General features: G+C 66.6%; 18 protein-coding genes. 6 read left to right on the top strand and 12 right to left on the bottom strand.

The window, feature by feature from the left end:
- Positions 1 to 3 precede the first annotated feature (3 nt).
- Genes BKA02_RS08395 through dctP form a run of 6 tightly spaced genes read right to left on the bottom strand, consistent with a single transcriptional unit; the run spans position 4 to position 5,911 of the window.
- Positions 4 to 1,158 carry a CaiB/BaiF CoA transferase family protein gene (locus BKA02_RS08395; RefSeq protein ID WP_179433066.1) on the bottom strand — a complete coding sequence of 385 codons (1,155 nt, stop codon included), beginning with the start codon at positions 1,156 to 1,158 and terminating at the stop codon, positions 4 to 6.
- The gene (locus BKA02_RS08390) at positions 1,155 to 1,652 is read right to left on the bottom strand and encodes an OB-fold domain-containing protein (protein ID WP_179433064.1); all 498 of its coding nucleotides are present in this window, start codon (positions 1,650 to 1,652) and stop codon (positions 1,155 to 1,157) included. The genes BKA02_RS08395 and BKA02_RS08390 overlap by 4 nt, the downstream gene beginning before the upstream one ends.
- Before the next feature lie 34 nt (positions 1,653 to 1,686).
- Positions 1,687 to 2,907, bottom strand: a complete 1,221-nt coding sequence (locus BKA02_RS08385) for a thiolase family protein (RefSeq protein ID WP_179433062.1) — start codon at positions 2,905 to 2,907, stop codon at positions 1,687 to 1,689.
- A gap of 32 nt (positions 2,908 to 2,939) precedes the next feature.
- Complete coding sequence (locus BKA02_RS08380; RefSeq protein WP_179433060.1) at positions 2,940 to 4,232, bottom strand: TRAP transporter large permease; 1,293 nt, start codon at positions 4,230 to 4,232, stop codon at positions 2,940 to 2,942.
- Positions 4,233 to 4,261: 29 nt separating this feature from the next.
- Positions 4,262 to 4,813, bottom strand: a complete 552-nt coding sequence (locus BKA02_RS08375; protein ID WP_179433058.1) for a TRAP transporter small permease — start codon at positions 4,811 to 4,813, stop codon at positions 4,262 to 4,264.
- 15 nt (positions 4,814 to 4,828) lie between these two features.
- Positions 4,829 to 5,911: a TRAP transporter substrate-binding protein DctP gene (dctP, locus tag BKA02_RS08370; RefSeq protein ID WP_179433056.1), complete on the bottom strand. Its 1,083-nt coding sequence runs from the start codon at positions 5,909 to 5,911 to the stop codon at positions 4,829 to 4,831.
- Positions 5,912 to 6,104: 193 nt separating this feature from the next.
- On the opposite strand from dctP, the gene BKA02_RS08365 reads away from it, so the two are divergent.
- From BKA02_RS08365 to BKA02_RS08355, 3 genes are all read left to right on the top strand, one after another.
- Positions 6,105 to 6,914 (top strand): IclR family transcriptional regulator domain-containing protein, encoded by an 810-nt coding sequence (locus tag BKA02_RS08365; protein ID WP_179433054.1) that lies wholly within the window; start codon positions 6,105 to 6,107, stop codon positions 6,912 to 6,914.
- Positions 6,915 to 7,012: 98 nt separating this feature from the next.
- Complete coding sequence (locus BKA02_RS08360) at positions 7,013 to 8,182, top strand: CaiB/BaiF CoA transferase family protein (RefSeq protein ID WP_179433052.1); 1,170 nt, start codon at positions 7,013 to 7,015, stop codon at positions 8,180 to 8,182.
- Positions 8,179 to 9,000 (top strand): citryl-CoA lyase, encoded by an 822-nt coding sequence (locus BKA02_RS08355; RefSeq protein ID WP_179433050.1) that lies wholly within the window; start codon positions 8,179 to 8,181, stop codon positions 8,998 to 9,000. The genes BKA02_RS08360 and BKA02_RS08355 overlap by 4 nt, the downstream gene beginning before the upstream one ends.
- A 59-nt stretch (positions 9,001 to 9,059) precedes the next feature.
- Here the strand turns inward: BKA02_RS08355 and glmS are convergent, their stop codons facing one another.
- From glmS to coaA, 3 genes are all read right to left on the bottom strand, one after another.
- Positions 9,060 to 10,907, bottom strand: a complete 1,848-nt coding sequence (gene glmS / locus BKA02_RS08350; RefSeq protein ID WP_179433048.1) for a glutamine--fructose-6-phosphate transaminase (isomerizing) — start codon at positions 10,905 to 10,907, stop codon at positions 9,060 to 9,062.
- Positions 10,908 to 10,968: 61 nt separating this feature from the next.
- On the bottom strand, positions 10,969 to 11,406 hold the full coding sequence (locus BKA02_RS08345; RefSeq protein WP_179433046.1) for a hypothetical protein: 438 nt from the start codon (positions 11,404 to 11,406) through the stop codon (positions 10,969 to 10,971).
- Positions 11,407 to 11,566: 160 nt separating this feature from the next.
- The gene (gene coaA / locus BKA02_RS08340; RefSeq protein ID WP_179433044.1) at positions 11,567 to 12,517 is read right to left on the bottom strand and encodes a type I pantothenate kinase; all 951 of its coding nucleotides are present in this window, start codon (positions 12,515 to 12,517) and stop codon (positions 11,567 to 11,569) included.
- A 370-nt stretch (positions 12,518 to 12,887) separates the two neighbouring features.
- Between coaA and BKA02_RS08335 the strand changes: the two genes are divergently transcribed.
- Positions 12,888 to 13,892 (top strand): Ppx/GppA phosphatase family protein, encoded by a 1,005-nt coding sequence (locus BKA02_RS08335; RefSeq protein WP_179433042.1) that lies wholly within the window; start codon positions 12,888 to 12,890, stop codon positions 13,890 to 13,892.
- 37 nt (positions 13,893 to 13,929) lie between these two features.
- On the opposite strand, the gene BKA02_RS08330 is transcribed toward BKA02_RS08335, so the two are convergent.
- Both BKA02_RS08330 and BKA02_RS08325 read right to left on the bottom strand, forming a co-directional pair.
- Positions 13,930 to 14,613 (bottom strand): hypothetical protein, encoded by a 684-nt coding sequence (locus BKA02_RS08330; RefSeq protein WP_179433040.1) that lies wholly within the window; start codon positions 14,611 to 14,613, stop codon positions 13,930 to 13,932.
- Positions 14,610 to 15,344, bottom strand: coding sequence for a hypothetical protein (locus BKA02_RS08325; RefSeq protein ID WP_179433037.1), 735 nt, complete (start codon positions 15,342 to 15,344; stop codon positions 14,610 to 14,612). Before BKA02_RS08325 ends, BKA02_RS08330 begins: the two co-directional genes overlap by 4 nt.
- A gap of 113 nt (positions 15,345 to 15,457) precedes the next feature.
- Between BKA02_RS08325 and BKA02_RS14395 the strand changes: the two genes are divergently transcribed.
- On the top strand, positions 15,458 to 15,907 hold the full coding sequence (locus tag BKA02_RS14395) for a VanZ family protein (protein WP_179433035.1): 450 nt from the start codon (positions 15,458 to 15,460) through the stop codon (positions 15,905 to 15,907).
- A gap of 45 nt (positions 15,908 to 15,952) precedes the next feature.
- Here BKA02_RS14395 and BKA02_RS08315 read toward each other — a convergent pair whose 3' ends face one another.
- Positions 15,953 to 17,308 carry an HNH endonuclease signature motif containing protein gene (locus BKA02_RS08315; RefSeq protein ID WP_179433033.1) on the bottom strand — a complete coding sequence of 452 codons (1,356 nt, stop codon included), beginning with the start codon at positions 17,306 to 17,308 and terminating at the stop codon, positions 15,953 to 15,955.
- A 116-nt stretch (positions 17,309 to 17,424) separates the two neighbouring features.
- On the opposite strand from BKA02_RS08315, the gene galE reads away from it, so the two are divergent.
- Entirely contained in the window at positions 17,425 to 18,432 is a 1,008-nt protein-coding gene (gene galE / locus BKA02_RS08310; protein WP_179433031.1) for a UDP-glucose 4-epimerase GalE, read from the top strand.
- The last annotated feature ends 1 nt before the right edge of the window (position 18,433 follow it).

The raw sequence follows: 18,433 nt of genomic DNA, 5'->3' as shown, positions 1-18,433 counted from the left end.
AGGTCACTGCTGCCCCGGCAGATCACCCAGCACTTCCTCGGTGTGCTCGCCGAGCGACGGCGGCGTCCCCGGATCGCGGGTCGGATCGGCCGCGGACCACGGCGATCCCGGTACCACGAAGCGATGTCCCGACCCCGCGGGATACTCGACCTCGACGAGCGCTCCGCGCCGCCGGAGAGAATCAGACTCGATCAGATCGGGCACGGCCCACACCAACTCGATGGGAACACCCACCCCCTCGAACTTCTCCAACCAGTATCGGTGGTCCCGTCGGCGGAGTCTGCGAGCGATCTCCGCGTTGAGCTCGACGCGGCGTGCGCTGCGGCCCGGCGCACCTGCGAGGATCGGATCATCGGCCAGGTCCTCGAAATCGGGGATCCGGCACATCCTCTCCCACGTCTTGTCGTTCGTGACCGCGATGACGATCTCGCGCCCGGCGGTCTCAAAGCTCTGATAGGGCGCCATGAGAGCGTGCTCATTGCCCCACCGCCGCGGCGTCTTGCCCGACATCGCATAGGCGGCAATGGGTTGCCCGAGCAGTACGCACATCGCATCCAGCATGCTGATGTCGAGGTACGCACCCGCCCCCGTGCGCTGTCGTTCGATCACACTGGCGAGGATCGAGCTGGATGCGATGAGTCCTGCCGTGACGTCCGCAACGGGTGCCGCCGCTTTGAAGGCACCGCCGTCAATCGGTCCGGTGAGCGACATGATGCCGCTCCGTGCCTGCACGAGCAGATCCATCGCCGGGCGATGCGCGTCTTCGCCGGTCTGGCCGAAGCCGCTGATCGAGCAGTAGATCAGATCGCTCCGCACCTTGGTGAGCTCGTCGTACGAGAGTCCATACCGCGCCATGGTGCCCGGGCGGAAGTTCTCCACGAGGATGTCCGATGAGCGCACGAGCTCGAGCACCTGCTCCCGATGACCGGCATCGCGCAGGTCGAGCTCGACGCTCTTCTTCCTGCGGTTGTAGGCGAGGAAGGTCGGTCCCGCATCACCGACGAAGGGAGGACCCCAGTACCGCGTATCGTCTCCGATACCCGGGAGCTCGACCTTGATCACCTCAGCACCGAGATCCGCCAGCATCATGCTGCACAGCGGGCCCGTCAGGCTGCGGGACAGGTCGAGGACACGGAGACCGTCCAGCGCCGCGCTCATCGAGTCGTCTCCGCAGCGACGCTCGCCTTGACGAAGACGGGAACGACGAAACCGATCGGAAGCTCCTCGAAGTCCACTTCGACGGCGTCATCAATTCTGAGCGCCTTCTCGCTGCGGTTCACGAACCGTGTGAACAAGTGCACTCCTTCCTCCGTGCGAACGATCCCCACGTCGTACGGCGTCGGCCCCCCAACGCCGCTGAGATCGCGGTGCACGGTCGTGAAGCTGTAGACGGTCGCCCTTCCGGACGAGAGCGTCCATTCGAACTCCTCTGCGTCGCAGGAGAAGCACACAAGCCGGCGTGGATGGTGAAATGTCTCGCAGCGGACGCATCGCGGAAGACGCAGCTCGCGCCTTTCCACAGCCTCCCAGTAGGCCACGGACTCGGGCGCCGGCTGGTAGAGGCCCAGGCTCCACGGGCCGACGACGAGGGGCTTGCCCTCGGCCCAGTTCCCGTAGACCTCCCAGGGAGAGGGCGTCTCGGTGCTCGTCACGTTCTCCTCCTCGATTCTCGGTGTCGCGCGAGGGTCACTCATGCTGGTCCCCGATGATGCACACGGCATGGCTTGCGAGCGGACCTCCGTGGGAATGGATGAGAGCACGGTGAGCATCCGCCACCTGGCGTCCGGCAGCACGCCCACGGATCTGGTCGATCGCTTCAGTAAGCATGTACAGCCCTTGGGCGACCTGTCCGAACGAGAGATAACCGCCGTTCGTGTTGAACGGAAGTCCGCCGTCGAAGTCGATCCCGCCCTCGGCGACGAACCTGCCTGCGCCGCCGCGCTCGCAGATTCCGAGTTCCTCGAGCATCATCAGCGCGACATAGGAGAAGGGGGCGGAGGTCTCGACGAGGTCGAGGTCTCTCGGTGAGATGCCGGCTCTCTCGTATGCCTGCTTGGCGGCGGCCGCCGCGCCGGTGTCAAACAGCTCAAACGGTTCGCCCGACGGCCCGACGGGGGCGTTGAGTCGTTCGGTCACTCGCTCGTGCGTCGTGGACTGGCCTAGGCCGGAAATGTAGACCGGTTCGGCATGGACATCGGCGGCGATGTCCGCCCGGGTCAGCACCAGAGCGGTCGCGATCGCTCCCGGATACCACACGGCGCAGTCGAAGAGACGGAACGGCGATGCGATGAGCGGGGACGCGAGTACGTCCTCGACCGTGAGCGGGCCCTTATCGCGCATCGCCGCGTCGGGATGCTCCAGCGCCCACCGGCGGTTCTCGACGCACAGCTTCGCGGCATCCTCCGCGAGGATCCCCCAACGATGTTGATAACGGGCGGCGAATTGCGCATAGAGAGCCGGGGTGGACACCCCATACGGGCCCTCGAACTGCAGGTCCGCTTCCCACGCCGGATTCGTTCGCGCCTGATCGAGCCAGATCCCGGCCGCCTCATTGGTGACGCAGAGCGCATAGTCGACGGCTCCGCTCTCAAGCGCCGTCATCGCCAGGGCGATGCCGCCGAGCGCGCCGGCGCCGTGCGCACTGACGGAGGTGTTGAACTCCGGATTGATCTTCAGCTCCGACAACATGACCTGGTTGTACTGCAGTGCCATGTGCGACTGCGGCGCACGCCCCGTGAAGAAGGCTCCGATCCGGTCTCGGGTGACGCCCGCGTCGCGCAGCGCGTCGACGGCCGCGCCGACGCCCAACTGCAGAGCAGTCGGGCGTTGTCCGGCGCCGCGGCGGATGACGCGTCTGCCGATGCCGACGATCGCGGCGTCGCCTCCGGCTCTTGTGACGTGGCTCATGGTGAGGATCTTTCTTCTCTGGATGGATGGGTCTAGGGGTTGAGCAATGTCGGAAGCCAGAGCGACAGGTCCGGGACCAGGAGGACGAGCCCGAGGCAGACCAGCATCGGAATCATGAGAACGAGTGTGCCGCGATAGACGACATCCACGGGCACCCTCGAGGCGGAGGCCACGACGAACGCCGACATTCCCACCGGCGGGCAGACCAGGCCGATCGCCGCGAGCAGCAATGTGACGACGCCGAACCAGATCGGGTCGAATCCGAGCGCGAGGACCAGGGGGAACGTCAGCGGGAGCGTGATCAACAGCAGCGGATTCTCATCCATGAACATGCTGAGCACGAGATAGCCGACGCAGATGAGAAGGATGACCAGCCACGGGGCCACCCCGGCGTCGGTGATGAAGGCGACGAGGTTCTGGGGTAGCCGGCTGAGAGTGAGGTAGAGCCCGAACACCCCCGCCCCGATGATGATCAGGAAGATGAGCGCCGTGGTCCTCAGGGTGTTCTCGACGGCCTGGACGAACTCGGCCCAGCGGATCTTGCCGCGAAGCACGCCCACGAGGCCAATGACGACCGCACCAACCGCACCGATCTCGGTGGGCGTGGCGAAGCCGCCGTACAACAGAAGCATCAGGATCACGATCACCAGCGCGCCGAGCCAGATCGGCTTCAGGCTGGCCAGCAGCACCTTTAGCGGATGGCGCTCGACCTGCGGCGCCAGCGCGGGCCGCACGCGGACCCAGATCGTCACGGCGAAGACGACGAGGACGGCCAGGATTATTCCCGGCAGCACGCCGGCGAGGAGGAGACTACGAAGTGAGGTCTCGGTGGCGATGGAGAACACCACCATCGCCACGCTCGGGGGAACGATCGAGGACAGGGTCGAGCCTATGGCAATGGTTCCCGTCGACAAGCGTCGGTCGTATCCGGCCCGTTGCATGTTCGGGTAGGCGACGCGGGACATGACCGCCGCCGAAGCCGTACTCGCACCGGACATCGCTCCGAACGTGGCTGACGCGAAGGTCGTCGCGACCGCCAGTCCGCCGCGCATGGGCGCGAGCCATTTCTCGGCCGCCCGATACAGGTCTTCGGCGAGTCCTGCGCGATCGGCGAGATAGGCCATGAAGACGAAGGCGGGGATAGTGGTGAGCGCGTAGTCGGCCGCTGTGGAGTAGGGCTCGGATCCGAGCGCCTGGAGGACGATCTGCAGATTTCCGGTCACCATGACGATCCCGACCAGACCCGCAGCCGTGAGAGCCAGGGCGATCGGCATGCCGAGTAGGAAGAGCAGGAGCAACAGGATGACGGGGATGAGGATGGTCATGGTGTTCTATCCGTTTTCAAGGCCCGGCCTCAGATGCCGGCGTCGAGGTCTTCTTCGGTGCTTGTGAACTGGGATGAATTCGCAGGGACCTTGAACAGGTCCAGGAATACAAGGAGGCACAGAGACAGCAGGCCGAGAGCCACGACGACGTAACCAATCCAAAGCGGCAGCGCCATCAGGCCGGCACTGGCCGAGCCGTTGGCGTACTCGCGGGCGGCACGGGCAGCGGATCCCCACGTGAGCGCGATGGCCACGATAAGACTCGCCACCCCGGCGACATAGGCGAAACCTCGCTGCCATCTCTGCGGGAGCGCCCTCGTCAGCAGCGTGATCCGTACATGCCCGCCCGCGCGGAAGGTATACCCCATGCCCAGCATGACCACCAGCGGCAGCCCGTAGGTTTCGATGATCTCGTGGGTACCCGGAAGCGCCGTGTTGAAGAAGTACCGGGTCACGGTGCCCAGTGCGATGGTGGCCGTCACCAGCACCATCGCCGACCCTGCGATCACCAGCAGGGCACGATCGAGGAACAGAGCGGCCGTCTCGGCTCGTCTCCACACGGGGGTCGCAGTAGGAGTCATGGACATCGTGCGCGTTCAGCTTTCCGCTGCGGCGGCGACCGCGTCCTTCATCTCCGCGACCGCATCCTCTCCAGCGAGACCGGCGTCCAGGCCCGCGAGCCACTGCTCCGTCACGACGGAGAGCTCGGAGTCCAGCTCCTCGAGCTGCGCATCGGAGTAGGTCACGAGCGTGACACCGGCTTCCTCGAAGGCCGCCATCGCCTTCGCAGTCTCACCATTGGCGACAGCGGCGAGGTTCTGGGAGGTCGCCGCCCCGGCCTCCCGCAATGCCGACTGCACGTCGACGGGCAGCGCGTCGAAGGCGTCCTGCTTCATCGTCCACGCGGATACGAAGGCCGTGAAGTTGCCGTTGGTCGTGATCGCTTTCACGACCTCGTGCAGAGATCCGCCCACCGCTCCCGGAGGGCCCTGGAAGTTCGCATCCACCATGCCGCCCTCAAGCGCGCCGTAGATGTCGCCGGTCGTTATGGGCACCGGCTCGGCACCCAGCGCCTTGACGATGAGGTCGATCGTGCCACCGGCCGACCTCGCGCTGAGGCCATGAAGCGCTTCGGGAGTCTCGAGCCCGCTTGTGGCGCTCATCACCTGGTAGTCGGCTGCGATGCCGGCGAACAACGGGACCAAACCGTTGTCGGCGTAGTCGCGCTGATAGACCACCGAACCGGAATCGCCGATCACCTCTGCGTACGCGAGAGTCCCGACGTCACCATCGGGAAGCACTCGGGGCAGTGAGAAGGCGCCGGACAGCGGCATCTGCGACGGCAGATAACCGGGCGCGGTGAAAGCGATGTCGGCGACTCCCTCATCGAGCACGTCGATCATGTCCGTGGGTTTGCCCAGCTGCCCGCCGGGGTAGTACTCGATGGTCACCGCGCCGTCTGTGAGCTCCGCCACCTTGTCGATGAAGAACTGCGCGCCCGCCACAGAGTAGTAGTGGCTCGCGGCGTAGCCATCGGCCAGTCGCAGAGTGATGCTCGTGATCTCGCCGTCCGCATCCCCTCCCGCGGAGTCCGCACAGGCCGAAAGTCCGAACATCGCCGTGACGAGACCGGTGACGACAGCGATCCGACGGAGGGGGGTGATCGAGGTTCGCTTCATCGCGCCTCGCCTTTCGATTGAGGGGACAGTCTATCGAACAACTGTCCGCCTGATGGACATCTTCCAATGCGACCCATTATGCAAAGCGTCCCGAAACCTGTCAAGCGACACCCAGATCACATGACCTGCCGTCGGTCGGACGACAGGTTCACTACGCTGTGAGAATCACTCGCCAGAATCACGGGAGCACGCAATGTCGAGAGAACGAGAAGGTGCCGGACCCGATTTCGTCGAGGCGCTCGCACGCGGCCTCGAAGTGATCGAGTGCTTCCGCCAGGCACGACCCCGGATGACACTCTCCGAGGTCGCGACCGCCAGTGGCCTCGCACGTCCCACGGCGCGCAGAATCCTCCTCACGCTGGAGACTCTCGGATACGTGCGCACCGAGGACGGCGGGTTCCGCCTCACTCCGCGCGTCCTTGACCTGGGCCTGTCCTACATCGCATCGCAGGAGCTGTGGGAGGCGGCAAGGCCACACATGCAGCAAGTGGTGGAGACGACCAATGAATCGTGCTCGATTGCACAGCTGGACGGCTCCGACATCGTGTATGTGGCTCGTGTCTCCGTACCCAAGATCGTCACCCTCGCTGTGTCACTGGGAACCCGCTTCCCCGCTCTGGCCACCTCGCTGGGCATGGTCCAACTGGCCGCACTTGCGCCGGAGGAGCTTCACCAAGCGTTGAGCACACCGAGCAGGGCCAGCGTGACGGCCCGCTGGCAGCCTGAGGAGGGCGAGCTCGCGCAGCGGCTTCGCGAGGTCAGAGCACAGGGGTGGGCGATCGCCGACGAGTACCTCGCGCTGGGAATCCGTTCCGTGGCGGCGCCGATCCGGGACGGCGACGGCCGCGTCGTCGCCGCAGTGAACGTGAACACCCATGCCGCCGAGACGTCGTTGGACATCCTCCGCGAGCGGCATCTCCCGGTGGTGCTGCGTGCGGCGAGCCTGATCAGCGGAGATCTCGCTCGGTTCGGCGCACTGCCGGCGATCGAGCTTCCCCGCTAGCCGCGCCTCGATTCCCCTTCCACGCGATTCGTCACCTTCTGCACGATCTGAGCTATGATGGACATCTGTCCGCATAGTGAAACTCAAGGAAAAAGTGCATGACGTCTCCAAGCGCCCCTCCTCTCGATGGATTGCTCGTTGCCGATTTCTCGCGCGTTCTCGCAGGTCCGTACGCGACGATGATGCTCGCCGATCTGGGCGCCGAGGTCATCAAGGTCGAGTCCCCCGGCGGCGATGAGACGCGCGGGTGGAAGCCTCCAGTGCGCGAGGAACGATCGACCTATTACCTCGCGGTGAACAGGGGCAAGCGTTCGGTCGTCCTGGATCTGACCGACCCCGAGGACCGCCGACTCGCCCAGCGTCTCGCAGCTCGTGCCGACATCCTGGTCGAGAACATGAAGCCCGGCGGAATGGCCAAGTTCGGGCTCGACTACGACTCCGTCCGGGCCATGAACGAGCGCATCGTCTACGCCTCTATCAGCGGGTTCGGCCCCGACGGTGGCCGCGACCTCCCGGGCTATGACCTGATCGTGCAGAGCATCTCCGGCCTGATGAGCCTCACCGGCGATCATGATGGGCCCGCGTACCGCTCCGGCGTCTCGGTCTTCGACGTCGCGGCGGGCAATCATGCCCTGATCGGGATCCTCGCAGCGCTTCACGGATGTCAAACCACCGGTGCGGGACAGCACATCGAGGTCAACCTCCTCAGCTCGGCGCTGAGCGTGCTGGCAAATCACAGCTCCGCGTACATCGCGGGCGGAGTCGTTCCCTACCGGATGGGTAACGCGCACCCCAGCGTCTTTCCCTACGAGCCGCTGCCCACGAAGAACGGCGAACTGATCATTGCCGCGGCGAACGATCGGCAGTTCCACCGGCTTTGCGAAACGCTGGGAGCGCCCGAACTGGCGGCGCGGCCCGAGTACGCATCCAACGAGTCACGCACTGCGCATAGAGAATCACTGCGCCCACTGCTGGTGGAGCTCCTCGCGACGCGGTCTGCCGAAGAATGGTTCGAGGCACTGATGTCACAGGGCGTCCCCTGCGGACCGATAAACACGATCGACGGAGGCTTCGCCTTCGCGGAGAAGGTGGGCCTCGCTCCGGTCGTCATGGCGGGGCACGGCGAGTCCGCCGTGCCGACCGCCCGCAACCCGATCAGGTTCTCCACCGCCGCGCACCGCTACGACCTCGCTCCTCCTCAGCTCGACGAGCACGGAACCGAGGTCAGGCGCTGGTTGCAGAACGCCGAAGAGAGGGACAGACGATGAACGAGACAAGGTCTACAGACGCGAGGTACCCCACGGCGCTGGGATACTCGACACCGACCTCGATCACGCTCCTGGGCGATGACCTTGCCCAGGATCTCATGGGCAAGGTCGGCTTCGGCGAGCTGAGCTACCGGCTCGTCACACGACGACGGCCGTCACCAGGGCAGACCCGGGTGTTCGAGGCGGTCCTGGTCGCCTTGGCCGATCATGGCCTGACACCGACGTCGATCGTCACCCGGCTGACGTACCTTTCCGCGCCAGACTCGGTGCAGGGAGCGCTGGCCGCGGGCCTCCTCGGCGGCGGATCCAGGTTCCTCGGCGTCACACAGGACACGGGAGCGTTCCTGTGCGACGCGCTGGAACGTCAGCAGCGCGATGGTGGGACGCTGCCTCGTTCCTCTGGTGAGTGGGACGCTCTGGCGAGCCACGCAGTCGCCGAGGCTCACGCAGCAGGTCGCCACGTGCCCGGTCTCGGTCACCACATCCACAAGAAGGCCGATCCGCGGACGGCGCGGATGATGCAGATCGCACGAGAGAACGAGTGCTTCGGCCCCCATCTGGAGCTCTTTGCCGCGATCGGCCGCGTTCACCCGGACCTGCTGGGCCGAACCCTTCCTCTCAACGGCGCAGGCGTGTGCGGGGCGGCTCTCCTCGACGCAGGGATCCCCGCTTCACTGCTCCGCGGAATCGCGCTCCTCGCGCGCGCCGCAGGCCTCCTGGGCCAACTGTCCGAAGAGATGGCCGCTCCGAGCGCGTATCGCATGTTCCTCGAACTCGAAAGCGGCGCAGAGCCCATGGACCCCACCCCTGCGGGGTGAGACGGATCGTGGGGTCACGCGCGATATCGTGATTCCGCATTCCAGGGTCAGGCGCGAGCTCACTCCACGGTGACGGACTTGGCGAGGTTCCTGGGCTGGTCGACGTCGAGGCCCTTGGCGTTGGCCAGCCCCATCGCGAACAAGTGCAGGGGCACGACGGCCAGCACCGGCTCGAGGAAGGGCCCTGCCAACGGGATGCGGATGACCTCGTCGGCGAACGGCAGCACGGCCGCGTCGCCCTCCTCGGCGACAGCGATCACACGGGCGCCGCGGGCGCGGATCTCCTGGATGTTCGACACGACTTTGGAGTGCACGAGCGCCGAGTGCCGCGGCGACGGCACGATCACGAACACCGGCTGACCCGGTTCGATGAGGGCGATCGGCCCGTGCTTGAGCTCACCGGCGGCGAAGCCCTCGGCGTGGATGTACGAGATCTCCTTGAGCTTGAGCGCACCCTCCATGGCGATCGGGTACCCGACGTTGCGCCCGAGGAACAGCACCGAGCGAGTGTCCGCCATCCAACTCGCCAGCTGCTCGACGTGCTCCTGCTCCTCGTCGAGCAGCTGCGCGATCTTCTCCGGCAGCGCCTCCAGGCCCGTCACGTCGTCGGATGCGTCGGCGGGCAGCGTCTCGCGCACCCGGCCCACGTGCAGGCCGAGCAGGAGCAGGGCGGTGATCTGCGCGACGAACGCCTTGGTGGATGCAACGGCCACCTCGGGCCCCGCGTGCGTGTAGACGACCGCATCCGACTCGCGCGGGATGGTGGCCCCCTGCGTGTTGCAGATCGACAGCGTGCGCGCGCCCTGCTCGGCGGCGTACTTGACGGCCATGAGTGTGTCCATGGTCTCGCCCGACTGGCTGATCGAGACGATGAGCGTGCGGGCGCCGATCACGGGGTCGCGATAGCGGAACTCGTGCGCCAGCTCCACATCCACGGGCACGCGCGCCCATGCCTCGAGCGCGTACTTGCCCACCATGCCCGCGTAGAAGGCGGTGCCGCAGGCGGTGATGATCACGCGGTCGATGTCGCGGAACAGCTCATCCAGTCCGTCGAGCTCGGGGATGACGACGGCGCCGTCCTGCACGCGGCCACGCACCGTGTTGGCGACGGCCTCGGGCTCTTCCGAGACCTCCTTGGCCATGAACGACGGCCATCCGCCCTTCTCGGCGGCGGCGGCATCCCACGAGACCTCGAAGGGCTCGGCCTCGACGGCGTTGCCCTCGAAGTCGGTGACGGTCACCGCGTCGGGCGTGATGGTGACCATCTGGTCCTGCCCGATCGCGAGCGCGTTGCGGGTGTGCTCCACGAAGGCGGCGACGTCGGAGCCGAGGAAGTTCTCTCCCTTGCCGAGCCCGATCACGAGCGGCGAGTTTCGACGGGCGCCGACGACGACGCCCGGGTGGTCCTCGTGCATGGCCAGCAGCGTGAAGGCGCCTTCGAGCCGGTTCACGACGGCGCGGAACGCGCCTTCCAGGTCGCCCGTGCGGCGGTACTCGCGGCCGAGCAGCGCGGCGGCGACCTCGGTGTCGGTCTCGCTGCGGAAGGTCACGCCCTCTGCTTCGAGCTCGGCGCGCAGCGCGGCGAAGTTCTCGATGATGCCGTTGTGGATGAGTGCGAGCTTGTCGTCGTCGGCGAGGTGCGGATGCGCGTTGACGTCAGTCGGCCCACCGTGCGTGGCCCAGCGGGTGTGGCCGATGCCGGTAGTGCCGGCCGCGAGCGGATGCGCATCGAGGTCGTCGCGGAGCACGGCGAGCTTGCCCGCCTTCTTGCGCATCCCGAGGTCTCCGTCGCCGTCGATCACCGCGATGCCCGCGGAGTCATAGCCGCGGTATTCGAGTCGGGCGAGACCGGAGAGGAGGATGTCCTGGCTCGGTCGCGAGCCCACGTATCCGACGATTCCACACATGGGCTCAAGAATAATCCGCGCGATTTGCGAGGCGTCCGTACGAACCCGCCGTCGACCCGCGTCAGAACGGCGGATCGATCGGGAACGGTCCCAGTACTTCTCCGTCGATGGTGAGTGTGAAGCTCGTCGCCTCGCCCGAGACGTTGTGGATGAAGGTGGAGAAGGGATACGGGTTGTAGTTCGTCGATCCCGAGACATACCAGGTGCGGGTGTCACCGCTGTTCGTCGCCACGACGGTCGCGTAGTCCTGCGTGATCTGCTGCCCGTCGGTGCGGGAGAGATCACCGGAGAGGTAGAGGTCGTACGGGGGCGAGAGGGGGTCCGGAGAGAGGGGGTCGTAAAAGCTGCTGGTGTTCGTCAGCGCGAACGTCACCGTGGAGGCGGCCTGCGCGGGAACCGCCACCGCGGCCGCCACAACGGGCACGGCCCACACGCCAGCCTTCACGAGGGTGCGCCGAGAGACGCCGCCTGTCTGCTTTGCTTCGGTTTCGCTGTTCACGCGCCTCAGTCTGTCCCCCGCCCGCTCTCGCCACAACAGCTCGCGGTCACCCGGCAAGCGCGGCCACCACATCCGAGAAACCATGTTCCGTCTCAGAAACCACTCCTGCGGTGGTTTCTCGCGCAGTAGGCGGTTTCTCAGCGGCGGCCCGTCAGCGCCGCTACAGCTTGCGCAGCTCCACGTGCTCGACCGCGTGGTCGAGCCCCTTGTTGAGCACGAGGGTCGCGCGATGTTTGGTGGGCATGACGTTCTCGACGAGGTTCGGCATGTTGATCTCGTTCCAGTACCCGAGCGCGGTGGTCCGCGCCTCGTCGTCGGTGAGGTGCGCGAAGACGTTGAAGTACGAGGTGGGGTTGGTGAAGGCGCCCTTGCGCAGGGCGAGGAAGCGGTCGATGTACCACTGAGCGATGTGGTCGGGATCGGCATCCACGTAGATGGAGAAGTCGAACAGGTCGCTGACGGCGACGTCGTTGGGCACGGGCGGCGGCTGCAGCACGTTGAGGCCTTCGACGATGACGACGTCGGGGCGACGCACGACGACGGTCGCATCGGGCACGATGTCGTAGCGGATGTGCGAGTAGAAGGGGGCACGGGCTTCGGGCGCGCCGCTCTTCACCTCGGTGAGGAACTCGACGAGCGCACGCCGGTCGTACGACTCGGGGAAGCCCTTGCGCTCCATGAGCCCGCGCCGTTCGAGCTCGGCGTTCGGATAGAGGAATCCGTCGGTGGTGACGAGTTCGACGCGGGGAGTGTCTGGCCAGCGGCTGACGAGCTCGCGCAGCAGCCGGGCGATAGTCGATTTTCCGACCGCGACCGAACCGGCCACGCCGATCACGAACGGCGTCGTGTCGTCGTCTTCTTTGAGGAATGTGCTGGTGGCGGCCCCCAGACGTTTGGTGGAGGTGGCGTAAAGACTCAGCAGCCGGCTCAGCGGCAGATACACCTCGCGCACCTCGTCGAGGTCGAGCCGGTCGCCGAGGCCGCGCAATTCGACGACCTCGGTCTCGGTGAGCGGCTGATCGAGATCGGCGGCCAGCCTCGCCCAGTCCGCACGGTCGATGCGACGGTAGGGCGACAGGGTCGCGTTCGGCTCTGAGGTCACGCGCCCCATCGTATCCGCGTGCCGCCCATGACCCGAGCGCTCGGGCACCCGATTCGGGTGCCCCACTCCGCCCTCACCATGCCGCGGCAGGGACCATCCGGGGCACCCGAGCGGAGCGTCCTCCGTTCACGCCCGGCACGCCCACCCCGCGCAACCCTGTGGCGGGTCAGGTCAGCGTGGCCGCCGACGGCGTCGACGGCGGTCGCGGCGTGCTCGCCTCGTCGGGCTACCCGGCGAACTGACGCGGAGGCATCGCGCCCGACGAACCACGGTCTGCATGAGGAGCCACGCCGAAGGGCGTTTCTCATGCAGGTCGTGGTTTTCTTGCATCCTCGCCCGTCGCCTTCGGGCAGCGCCCTCATCCCGCTAGTCTCGTGACGTGCGCTTGGGAGTTCTCGACATCGGGTCCAATACCGTGCATCTGCTGGCGGCGGATGTGAGGCCGGGCGGGCGCCCGCTGGCGACCACGAGCGATCGCACGATCGTGCGGCTCATGCGCTTCCTCACCCCATCGGGGGCGATCAGCGACGAGGGCATCATCCAGATCGTGGATGCGGTGGCCCGCGCCCGCGAGGTCGCCGAGCGCGAGAATGTCGACGAGCTGCTGGCGACAGCGACCAGTGCCGTGCGCGAGGCCGCGAACGGCCCGGAGGTGATCGCCCGCATCGAGGAGGCGATGGGCGCTCGCCTGCAGGTGCTCGACGGCGATGCGGAGGCGCGCCTGACGTTCCTCGCCGTGCGCCGCTGGTTCGGCTGGGCGGCCGGGCAGATCCTGCTGTTCGACATCGGCGGCGGCTCGCTCGAGCTGGCGCTGGGGGGCGACGAGCTGCCCGACCTGGCCGTGTCGGTGCCGCTGGGAGCGGGTCGGATGACGGTGCAGTTCCTGCCCGACGACCCGCCCGGCGAGGATGCCGTGGAGCGGCTGCGCGAACATGCGGCGGCGACCATCGCGCCCGCCGCCGAACAGTTCCTCGCGCAGGACCGCCCGGATCGCGTGGTGGGCTCATCGAAGGCGATCCGATCGCTGGCGAAGCTGGTGGGGCATCCGGTTCCTGGATGGTCGGGCTCGGGATCGGAGCGGATGCTGCTGCCGCGCGCCGAACTGGGGTCGTGGATCCCGCGGCTGGCGCGGCTTCCCGCATCCGCCCGTCAGGAGCTGCCGGGGATCACGCCCGACCGCACGTTCCAGATCGTCGCCGCGGCCGTCTCGCTGCATACGGCGATGACCGCGATGAAGGTCGACGAGCTCGAGGTGTCGCCGTGGGCGCTGCGCGAGGGCGTGCTGCTGCGGTACATCGAACGCATGGAGTGGGGCCTGCCGTCGGTGTTCGCCGACCCGGTGTGGGGCTCGCCCACCGCCACCGCCGCACCGCCCGCTGACTGAGGATCCCCCGCGCAGGCAGGGCGAACGTCCCGGCCCGTCAGCGTTCGGAATGGCGGAGTGCCAACTGGTGGTCGGCTTCGTCGACCCAGATCCGACGCTGCTGAGCGAGTTCGCGCCGCCGTTGCTTGTTGACGGCTGCAAGGGTGGGGATGAGCTCGAAGACGCGCCCCACGCACCCGGGAATCTGGTCGGGGTCACCGCCGGTAGCGGAGATGAGGACGGCGATGGTCGCGGTGGGGTCAGCACCGTGGCCCAGGAGCCGGTCGATTTCGCGCGCGTCCTTCTCCCCTTTCTCGGTGCCCGGTCGATCCAGGAGTGCGGCGAACTTGGTAGCGGTGTGCGCATGGATGTTCAGCAACCGCCATCCCCTCATCGGGGCGGGCTCCGTGTGCTCGAGCAGTGCGTCCACCCTGAGCCGGAGCAACGTGCCGAGCGCCGATTCGTAGGGAATGTAGGCATCGATATGCACACCGTTCTTGGTGCCGCGCCCCTTGCGGCCTCCGCTGTGGATGGTGTTCTCGCTGTAGTCGGGCAGGATGTCACGGAGCTTCTGCCGCAGCCGCTGATCCATGATGATGAGGTCAATGTCGCGGCTCACGTCGCCGCCGACGCGCAGCTGTGTCGCCCATCCGCCGATGAGGATGGATGGTTCGAGATCGTATCCGAGGTGGTCCAGCAGCCCGTGGACTCGTCCGAGCTCGTCATCGGTCAGATCCGTCATGCCGAGTCCTGATCCCAATCTCGCCCACTGAGGTACTTCTCATCCAGCGCAAGACGGAACTCGGATGCCTGCCAGCCGGGCGTCGCGAACAGATCTGCGTATGTCTGCGCGAATGACGTATGCCGTCGCCAGTTTCGGGCCGCGCGAGGATCCGCGAGCAACAACGTCACGTTGCCTCGGTCTCGGCCGAAGCCGCTGTGCTGGGCTTCTTTCCTCTGGTCGACCAACTCGGTCAGTGTGCGGATCGCCTCGCCGTCGCGGAGGTAGAAGATCCGCTCGGAGTAATCCGACACCGTGTTCACTCCTCCCAGGAGCTCCACGGCAGCGGCAGCGCCGCCGGCGATCAGCCCCGCGCCCCAGCGGTCGCGCAGGTGCTCAATGTCATGGTCATGCATGGTCACGATGGCCAACGTGTCGGACAGGATGCTGCGCGCAGCGCACAGGAGCGTCAGCACCTTCGCGGGGTTCACGACAGTGAATCCCGCATGGTGCTGTTGGATGGCGCCGATCTCGATCACGCGCCGCAGCGCGTACGCCGCCGTTGCCGGGGCGACACCCGCACGGAATGCGACGTCATCGACGTTGTTCCATCGTCGTTCCCGTTGCACGATGGCAGCGTCGACAAGCTCGCGCCACACAAGCTCGTTCTTCTTCATGTCACTCCACCACTCGCACCCGTTCATAGCTTTTCTTGAGAATGAGTTTACAGCTTTTCTTGTGAATGAGTCCACAAGTTTTTCTATGTTCCCTTCGTGGTACCGCGGGGAGCACCTTCTGATGAGCGCTCTGGCTAAGTCCCCGGCGTCTGCCGAATGCTCGGCCGTGCCCGCAATAGGCTGGATGGGTGCCCCGCCGTCCGCTGACCGTTGTGCTCTCGCGGATCCTCCTTCTGCCGTATGCGCTCGGCCTGGGACTGATCGTGTGGCTGCCGGGGAAGGATGCGGCAAGGGTCACGGGCATCGTGATGGTGATCGCGCGTCGCCTGCACGAGTACGGCATCCCGTTGCGCACGGCGTACACGATCATGGAGTTCCTCGCGAACGTGGCGCTGTTCGTGCCCCTGGGGCTGCTGCTCGCCCTGGCCTGGCCGCGCCTGCGGATGTGGCTGATCATCATCGCCGGACTGGTCGCCAGCTCCACGATCGAACTCGTGCAGATGACTCTGCCCTCGCGCTTCCCGACCCTGTCGGACGTCGCTGCCAACACGCTCGGAACCGCGATCGGATGCGCAGCGGTGTTCCTCGTGCGCTACCTGCTCAGCGACGACAGGGAGTCCTCTCTCCCCGATCGCTGACCGAGCGGCGGGGCGAAACGAAGTGAGCACACTCGTCCTCCGCCCCTATGCGACGTGTTCGAATCTCCGATTCGCGGCGGGCCGCGGTGTGCGTTCAGGGTCGGCGGTCGCGGGCGGCAGGAACCACACCCGTCCATGGATCCCGGTGCCCTCGACCCGGACGTCCCACTCGTTGTCATGAATCAGGTGGTGGCAGGTGCTGCAGAGCAGGACCCCGTTGTCCAGATCCGTGGGTCCGGCATCCCTCTCCCACCATCGGATGTGGTGCACATGACTCATGGCGGGTGGGAGCCCGCACATGGCGCACCCGCCGTCTCTCTCGGTGAGGGCGAGCTTCTGCGGCCGGGTGAACAGGCGACGCTGACGCCCCCAATCGAGGATGTCTCCCTCCGGACCGCACACCCACGGGATGACACCGCCGTCGGCGGCGAGCCTCCTTGCGGTGGCGATGCTCACCGGGGCCGTCACTCCATCGATGCGGGCGATACCGGTGCCCGCTTCGAGGTCGTCGAGGTCCACGCGGACGACGACCGTGGCGCCGGCCAGTGGCAAGTCGTCGTGCTGGCAGCCGAGGACGTGCTCGGCGAAGAGCGTGAGGGCGTCCGCACGCATCTGGGTGACCGTGCGGGTATCACCCTCAACGGCTCCCTCGGCATCTGTCACGCGCGCAGCATTCTTGCGGGAGGCGAACTGGGCGGACACGTACCCCTCGATCGCCGCCTTCACCGGTGCACCGCTGGCGACGTCGGTCTGCAGAGTGAGGTGGAGCATCCCGTCGCGTTCGAACATCTGCAACGACCTGTCCGCGCGGGCTTGTGCCTCCCGGGGTTCGACACCGTCGGGATCCAGCCATGCTTCAGCGCGGGTGAGGAGCTTACGAACCTCATCCATAGACATCCCTGACGCCTGGGTGGCGAGCACCTGCTCGGCCTGCACGACACGTTCTTCCGAGACTTTCAGGCGCACCCTGTCCAACAGCGAAATGATCGCCGCCGACGCCGGCACCGACAACGCGCCCGTGCGGGATGCGTCACGGACGGCGGGGTACTTCGCCGGCAACCGCTCGCCGAACAGGCTCGTCCGAGGGGCCGTGGCTGTCCCGACGGTGACGAACCTGTTCGCTTCCCCGGTGGAAGCGCCAGTGGCGGAGGCGATCAGCATCGCCGGGGTGCGATACCCGTGCTGTTTCGCCAAACCCTGCGGGCCGAGTTCTTTGCGGGACTCGGCCGCGATGCGGGCGGCCACCTCGGCGAGTACCGCATCCACCCGACGACGCACCGATCCGAGGGCGTCGTTGACCGCTACCAGGCGCTCTCGCGGCACATCCCCCGCGGTCTCCGCCGACTCCCACGCGGCACGGACCGCCATGACGGCTTCGTCCAGATCATCGAGCGGGTTCATGCGTCAAGCCTATCCAAATTAGAACATCATTACTAGTACTGGGAACTGAATTGGTGGATAGTCTCGAAGTCTTCTCACTCCCGAGCCGACCCCGACACCCGCGGTAGTCTCAGACGATGCGCGTTCTTCTCACCGGCGGAGCCGGCTACATCGGGTCACACACGGCCGTCGTGCTGCTCGAAGCCGGCCATGATGTCGTCCTGCTCGATGACTTCTCCAACAGCAGTCCGCAGGTCATCGCCCGTGTCGAGAAGCTGGCGCAGCGGCCCGTCGACAGCATCCGCTGCGACATCGCCGATCTCGCAGCGGCAGAACGCGCCCTCGACGGCCTGGACTTCGATGCCGTGATCCATCTCGCCGGCCTGAAGTCGGTGGGTGAGTCGGTCGCGCAGCCGTCGGTCTACTACCGCACCAACATCGTCTCGACGCTGAACATCCTCGACATCATGCGCGCCAAGAATGTGCGCAAGTTCGTGTTCAGCTCGTCGGCGACCGTGTACGGCGCCTCTGAATCTCAGCGCATCGACGAACAGCATCCTGTCGGCCACGGACTGACGAATCCTTACGGGTGGTCGAAGGCGATGAACGAACAGATCATCCGCGATGTCGGGCATGCCCAACCGGATCTGGAGGTCGCGCTGCTTCGGTACTTCAATCCGGTCGGAGCCCACGAGTCCGGGCGCATCGGCGAGAAGCCCTCCGGCGTGCCGAACAACCTCATGCCGTACGTCGCCGAGGTCGCCTCGGGCGTGCGCGAACACGTCAACGTCTTCGGGGACCGGTACCCGACGCCGGATGGCACGGGCGTGCGCGACTACATCCACGTGATGGATCTCGCCCGCGGTCACCTCGCCGCGCTCGAACACCTCTCACCCGGCGTCGAGGTGTTCAATCTCGGCACCGGCGTCGGGCACAGCGTGCTGGAAGTCATCCGCGCCTTCGCCGACGCCAGCGGCAGGGAAATCCCCTACGTCATCGCCGAACCACGCGCCGGAGACGTCGCTACGGCGGTCGCCGACCCCTCCAAGGCGAACCGCGAACTCGGATGGCATGCGCAACTCGACCTCGACGATGCGTGCCGCGACGCCTGGCGCTGGCAGGCAGGAGTCGCGGCAGGGGTCTGAT

The sequence above is a fragment of the Microbacterium pseudoresistens genome, from assembly GCF_013409745.1.
Lineage (GTDB): Bacteria > Actinomycetota > Actinomycetes > Actinomycetales > Microbacteriaceae > Microbacterium > Microbacterium pseudoresistens.
This window is presented reverse-complemented; position numbering and strand designations above follow the sequence as displayed.

Bases quoted from the DNA above. Each gene is read 5' to 3' on its own strand.
- BKA02_RS08395 (WP_179433066.1), bottom strand. From the start codon at position 1,158: ATGAGCGCGGCGCTGGACGGTCTCCGTGTCCTCGACCTGTCCCGCAGC.
- BKA02_RS08385 (WP_179433062.1), bottom strand. From the start codon at position 2,907: ATGAGCCACGTCACAAGAGCCGGAGGCGACGCCGCGATCGTCGGCATC.
- BKA02_RS08380 (WP_179433060.1), bottom strand. From the start codon at position 4,232: ATGACCATCCTCATCCCCGTCATCCTGTTGCTCCTGCTCTTCCTACTC.
- BKA02_RS08375 (WP_179433058.1), bottom strand. From the start codon at position 4,813: ATGACTCCTACTGCGACCCCCGTGTGGAGACGAGCCGAGACGGCCGCT.
- dctP (WP_179433056.1), bottom strand. From the start codon at position 5,911: ATGAAGCGAACCTCGATCACCCCCCTCCGTCGGATCGCTGTCGTCACC.
- BKA02_RS08365 (WP_179433054.1), top strand. From the start codon at position 6,105: ATGTCGAGAGAACGAGAAGGTGCCGGACCCGATTTCGTCGAGGCGCTC.
- BKA02_RS08360 (WP_179433052.1), top strand. From the start codon at position 7,013: ATGACGTCTCCAAGCGCCCCTCCTCTCGATGGATTGCTCGTTGCCGAT.
- BKA02_RS08355 (WP_179433050.1), top strand. From the start codon at position 8,179: ATGAACGAGACAAGGTCTACAGACGCGAGGTACCCCACGGCGCTGGGA.
- glmS (WP_179433048.1), bottom strand. From the start codon at position 10,907: ATGTGTGGAATCGTCGGATACGTGGGCTCGCGACCGAGCCAGGACATC.
- coaA (WP_179433044.1), bottom strand. From the start codon at position 12,517: ATGGGGCGCGTGACCTCAGAGCCGAACGCGACCCTGTCGCCCTACCGT.
- BKA02_RS08330 (WP_179433040.1), bottom strand. From the start codon at position 14,613: ATGACGGATCTGACCGATGACGAGCTCGGACGAGTCCACGGGCTGCTG.
- BKA02_RS08315 (WP_179433033.1), bottom strand. From the start codon at position 17,308: ATGAACCCGCTCGATGATCTGGACGAAGCCGTCATGGCGGTCCGTGCC.
- galE (WP_179433031.1), top strand. From the start codon at position 17,425: ATGCGCGTTCTTCTCACCGGCGGAGCCGGCTACATCGGGTCACACACG.